Raw genomic sequence first — 5,247 nt, forward strand, 5'->3', positions numbered from 1 at the left:
ACCCACTCCGCCCGGCACCCCGACCGGGGCCGGGCGGACCTCGAACCAGCACGGAGGACATCCATGGCGAACTACACCGCCGCTGACATCAAGGCGCTGCGCGAGCGCACCGGTGCCGGCATGCTCGACGTCAAGAAGGCGCTCGACGAGGCCGACGGCAACGCCGACCAGGCGATCGAGATCATCCGCAAGAAGGGTCTGGCCCGCGCCGCCAAGCGTGAGGGCAACGCGACCACCGAGGGCCTCGTGGCCGTCAAGGTCGCCGACTCCGCGGCCGGCCAGGTCGCCACGATGATCGAGCTCGACGCCGAGACGGACTTCGTCGTCAAGAACGAGAAGTTCATCGCTCTCGCCGAGACGGTCCTCGAGGCCGTCGCCGCCGCGGGCGCCGCGGACGCCGAGTCCGGCCTCGCCGCCCCGGCCGCCGAGGGCACCGTGGCCGACACCATCGCCGCCCAGGGCGCCACGATGGGGGAGAAGGTCGTGCTGCGTCGCGTGGCCCGCCTCGAGGCCCCCAAGGTGACGACCTACCTGCACAAGACGGCCAAGGACCTGCCGCCGTCGATCGGCGTGCTCGTCGCCACCGACGACGCGGCCGAGCCGGTCGCCAAGGACGTCGCGCAGCACATCGCCGCGCTCGCCCCGAAGTACCTGTCCCGCGAGGACGTCCCGGCCGACGTCGTCGAGAAGGAGCGCGAGATCGCGCGCGAGGTCTCGATCGCCGAGGGCAAGCCCGAGGCCGCGCTGCCGAAGATCGTCGAGGGGCGCCTCAACGGCTTCTTCAAGGACGCCGTGCTCGTGGACCAGCCGCTGGCCAAGGACACGAAGACGACCGTCGCCAAGCACGTCGCCACCACCGGCGGCTCCCTGCTCGGCTTCGTCCGCTTCCGCGTCGGCAGCTGACGCCTTCGCGCTCAGGCCCGACCGCACCGTGCGCGGTGCGGTCGGGCCTTCGCGTACCCGCCCGCTGACGGGGCGGGAGCCGCCGTCCGGTGCCAGGATGCGCGGAGGGCGACACGAGACCATCGGGACCACCGGGCGAGCGCGCCCGACCCGCCGGCCCGTCGTAGGCGGTGCCCGGCGGACGCGGAACATGCCCCAGGGCATGCGGAACAGACCAGAGAGCGACGGTGACGCACGTGACCGAGACCAACCAGACCGAGCCGACCATCACGACGGGCCGGACGACGGGTGACGCGGCCGGCGAGGCCGCCCCCGCGCGCCGGGTGCTCCTCAAGCTCTCCGGCGAGACGTTCGGCGGCGGCAGCGTGGGCCTCGCGACCGACGTCGTGCGGCGAATCGCGCAGGAGATCGGCGACGCCGTCCGCCAGGGCGTGCAGGTCGCGATCGTCTCCGGCGGCGGTAACTTCTTCCGCGGCGCCGAGCTCTCGCGCGCAGGCCTGGACCGGGCGCGCGCCGACTACATGGGCATGCTCGGCACCGTGATGAACTGCCTCGCCCTGCAGGACTTCCTCGAGCAGGACGGCGTCAAGACGCGCGTGCAGACCGCCATCACCATGGGGCAGGTCGCCGAGCCGTACATCCCGCTGCGCGCGATCCGGCACCTGGAGAAGGGCCGCGTCGTGATCTTCGGCGCCGGCGCCGGCATGCCGTACTTCTCCACCGACACCGTCTCGGTGCAGCGCGCCCTGGAGACGCACTGCGACGAGGTCCTCATGGGCAAGAACGGCGTCGACGCGGTCTACTCGGCCGACCCGCGCACCGACCCCGACGCCGAGCGCCTCGAGCACCTGACCTACACCGACGCCCTGGTGCGCGGCCTCAACGTGATGGACGCCACCGCCCTGTCCCTGTGCCGGGACAACGACGTGCGCATGCGTGTCTTCGGCCTCGAGGAGCCGGGTAACGTGACCCGCGCGCTGCTGGGCGAGAAGATTGGCACGCTGGTCACCACCCGCTGACACCGCACCAGCCGCACGAACCCTTTGCACCACGAAGCACCACGAAGCACGACGAGAGCACGACGACGAGAATGGAGCACCGGTGATCGACGACACCCTCCTCGAGGCCGAGGAGAAGATGGACAGGGCGATCGAGGTCGCCAAGGAGGAGTTCGCGGGCATCCGCACGGGCCGCGCCAACTCGGGCATGTTCTCGAAGATCACCGTGGACTACTACGGCGCCCCGACTCCCCTGCAGCAGCTCGCGTCGTTCAACATCCCGGACGCGCGCACGGTGCTCATCTCCCCGTTCGACAAGGGCTCGATGACGACGATCGAGAAGGCGCTGCGCGAGTCGGACCTGGGCGTGAACCCGTCCAACGACGGCAACGCGATCCGCATCGTCATGCCCGCCCTCACGGAGGAGCGCCGCCGCGACTACGTGAAGATGGCCAAGACGAAGGCGGAGGACGCCCGCATCTCCGTGCGCAACGTCCGCCGCAAGGCCAAGGAGGAGCTGGACCGCATCGTCAAGGACGGCGAGGCCGGCGAGGACGAGGTCACCCGGGCCGAGAAGGAGCTGGAGTCGCTCACGAAGAAGCACGTCGAGGCGATCGACGTGCTCCTCGCCGGCAAGGAGAGCGAGCTGCTCGAGGTCTGATGGTGCCAGAGCCCTCCGAACGGCCCCTCGAACCGGGCGAGGACGCGTCCCCGCTCGATCCGGCCACCGGCGGGGCGGCCGGCCCGACGTCGTCGCGCGCCGGCCGCAACCTGCCGATGGCGATCACGGTCGGCGTCCTGCTGCTGGTCGGCGTCGCGGCGTCCCTGTGGTTCCGGCCGGAACCGTTCGTCGCGGTGGCCGCGGTCGCGGTCGGTGCCGCGCTGTGGGAGCTGCGGCAGGCGTTCGCCCGGCGGGACATCCACCTGCCGATGCTCCCGCTGCTGGTGGGCGGCGCCGGCATGGTGGTCTCGGCCTACGCCGCGGGGCCCGAGGCGCTGCTCGTCGCGTACGTGCTGACGGTCGGCGCCGTCGTCGTCTGGCGGGTGCTGGACGGCCCCGGGCCCCAGGCGCTGCGCGACTGCGCGGCCGCGGTCTTCGCGGCCACCTACGTGCCGTTCCTGGCGGGCTTCGTCCTCCTGCTGCTCGCCCAGCCCGACGGCGAGCTGCGGGTGGCCCTGTTCATCCTCCTGGCCGTGGCGAACGACACCGGCGGGTACATCGCCGGCGTGACGATGGGACGCCACCCGCTGGCCCCCACCGTGAGCCCGAAGAAGACCTGGGAGGGCCTGGCGGGCTCGCTCGTCCTGGCCACGGCCGTGGGTGTTGCGGGCGCGGTGCTCGCTCTCGACGCCAGCCCCGTGCTGGGCATCGTGCTCGGCGTGCTCACCGCGATCACGGCCACCGTGGGCGACCTCGCCGAGTCGCTCATCAAGCGGGACCTAGAATTGAAGGACATGGGTTCGCTGCTCCCGGGTCACGGGGGCGTGCTGGACCGCCTCGACTCGCTGGTCGTCACCGCCCCGTTCGTGTACCTCGTGCTCACCATGGCGCCGTCCGGCGCCCTGTAAGGAACCGTCATGCCCCCCACCACCGCCCGTCCCGCGACGTCCGGCGCCGATCTCGGGATCCCCGCGGTCCGGCCGGGCGACGAGACCGCGCCGATGCCCCTGCAGATGGCGCCGCGTCGCCGGGGCAAGCCGCCGAAGCACTTCGCCGACCTCACGCCGGCCGAGCGCGTGGCGTCGATGCAGGAGATGGGGGAGAAGCCGTTCCGGGCCAAGCAGCTCGCGACGCACTACTTCCAGCACTACACGTCCGACCCCGAGCAGATGACCGACCTGCCGGCGAAGACGCGCGAGGCCATCGCGACGACGATGTTCCCGCAGCTCATCCGCCCGACCCGGCGCCTCGAGGCCGACGGCGGCACCACCGTCAAGACGCTGTGGCACCTGTTCGACGACGCCAAGGTCGAGTCGGTGCTCATGCGCTACCCGCACCGCACCACGCTGTGCGTGTCGTCGCAGGCGGGCTGCGGCATGGCGTGCCCGTTCTGCGCCACGGGCCAGCTGGGCCTCACGCGCAACCTGTCGACGGCGGAGATCCTCGAGCAGGTGCGCGCGGCGAACCGGTCGCTCGCCGCGGGCGAGATCCCGGGCGGGCCCACGCGGCTGAACAACCTCGTCTTCATGGGGATGGGCGAGCCGCTGGCGAACCCGAGGGCGGTCTTCGAGACGGTCAAGGCGCTGGTGGCGCCCCAGCCCGAGGGCTTCGGCATGTCGGCACGCAACATCACCGTCTCGACCGTCGGGCTGGTGCCCGCGATCGAGAAGCTCACGAAGCTCGAGATCCCCGTGACGCTCGCCCTCAGCCTTCACGCCCCGGACGACGACCTGCGCAGCGAGCTCGTGCCGATCAACACCCGGTGGAGCGTGGACGAGGCGCTCGACGCCGCCCGGCGCTACTTCGAGGTGACGGGCCGGCGCGTGTCGATCGAGTACGCGCTCATCAAGGACATGAACGACCACGGCTGGCGCGCCGACCTGCTGGGGGAGAAGCTCAACGCCCGCGGCCGCGGCTGGGTGCACGTCAACCCCATCCCGCTGAACCCCACGCCAGGCTCGATCTGGACCGCGAGCGAGCGTGCCGTCGAGGACGAGTTTGTGGCACGCTTGCGCGGGCACGGCATCCCCACCACGATCCGTGACACCCGCGGGAGCGACATCGACGGCGCCTGCGGGCAGCTGGCGGCCGAGGAGGACGAGTGAGCGCACTGTTCAGCACGGTGTCCGCGATGCGCACCGGGTACGACCGCGACGAGGTCGAGGACTTCTTCGACCACGCCCGGCAGGCCTACGAGGGCCGCACCGCGGAGCCCCTGTCGCACGCCGACATCCAGGTGTCGACGTTCGATCTGGTGCGCGGCGGCTACGACACGCACGAGGTCGACGCGGCGCTGGACCGCCTCGAGGCGGCGTTCATCGCCCGGCAGCGCGCCGAGTACGTGGCCGCGCACGGGCAGGAGGCCTGGATGGCCGCGCTCGCCGACCGCGCGCGCACCATGTACGGGCGCCTGGGCCGGCCCGACGGCGAGAAGTTCGCCCCGGCCGAGCGCGGCGAGCAGGGCTACGACCCCGACGACGTCGACGCGCTGTGCGACCGGCTCGTCGCGTACTTCGACCGGCAGGAGCCGCTGACCTCCGGCGAGATCCGCTCCGCCACGTTCGGCCGTGCCAAGGGTGCCGACGGCTACGCCGAGGGCCCGGTGGACCGCTTCTTCGCCCGCGCGATCGAGGTGCTGCTCGGGGTCGAGTGACCCGGCGCACCCGCGAGGCCTGAGGAGGGCCG

Annotated in this window: 6 protein-coding genes; all 6 read left to right on the forward strand. The window is 72.0% G+C overall.

Going from position 1 to position 5,247, the window contains the following annotated elements; genetic code table 11:
* Positions 1-63: 63 nt before the first annotated feature.
* The 6 genes from tsf to ACFUVW_RS19370 all read left to right on the forward strand — a co-directional run bounded on the left by tsf (position 64) and on the right by ACFUVW_RS19370 (position 5,215).
* Entirely contained in the window at positions 64-903 is an 840-nt protein-coding gene (gene tsf, locus ACFUVW_RS19345; protein WP_430572926.1) for a translation elongation factor Ts, read from the forward strand.
* A 266-nt stretch (positions 904-1,169) separates the two neighbouring features.
* Positions 1,170-1,922 (forward strand): UMP kinase, encoded by a 753-nt coding sequence (gene pyrH / locus ACFUVW_RS19350; RefSeq protein ID WP_430572929.1) that lies wholly within the window; start codon positions 1,170-1,172, stop codon positions 1,920-1,922.
* An 82-nt stretch (positions 1,923-2,004) separates the two neighbouring features.
* On the forward strand, positions 2,005-2,562 hold the full coding sequence (gene frr, locus ACFUVW_RS19355) for a ribosome recycling factor (protein ID WP_430572927.1): 558 nt from the start codon (positions 2,005-2,007) through the stop codon (positions 2,560-2,562).
* Between the two features lie 116 nt (positions 2,563-2,678).
* Positions 2,679-3,470, forward strand: coding sequence for a phosphatidate cytidylyltransferase (locus ACFUVW_RS19360; protein WP_430572930.1), 792 nt, complete (start codon positions 2,679-2,681; stop codon positions 3,468-3,470).
* Positions 3,471-3,479: 9 nt separating this feature from the next.
* Positions 3,480-4,667 (forward strand): 23S rRNA (adenine(2503)-C(2))-methyltransferase RlmN, encoded by a 1,188-nt coding sequence (gene rlmN / locus ACFUVW_RS19365; RefSeq protein ID WP_430572928.1) that lies wholly within the window; start codon positions 3,480-3,482, stop codon positions 4,665-4,667.
* Positions 4,664-5,215, forward strand: coding sequence for a DivIVA domain-containing protein (locus ACFUVW_RS19370; RefSeq protein WP_430567008.1), 552 nt, complete (start codon positions 4,664-4,666; stop codon positions 5,213-5,215). The genes rlmN and ACFUVW_RS19370 overlap by 4 nt, the downstream gene beginning before the upstream one ends.
* Positions 5,216-5,247: the final 32 nt, after the last annotated feature.

Origin of the sequence: Isoptericola sp. NPDC057391, assembly GCF_042668085.1 — a bacterium.
Classification (GTDB): Bacteria; Actinomycetota; Actinomycetes; order Actinomycetales; family Cellulomonadaceae; genus Isoptericola.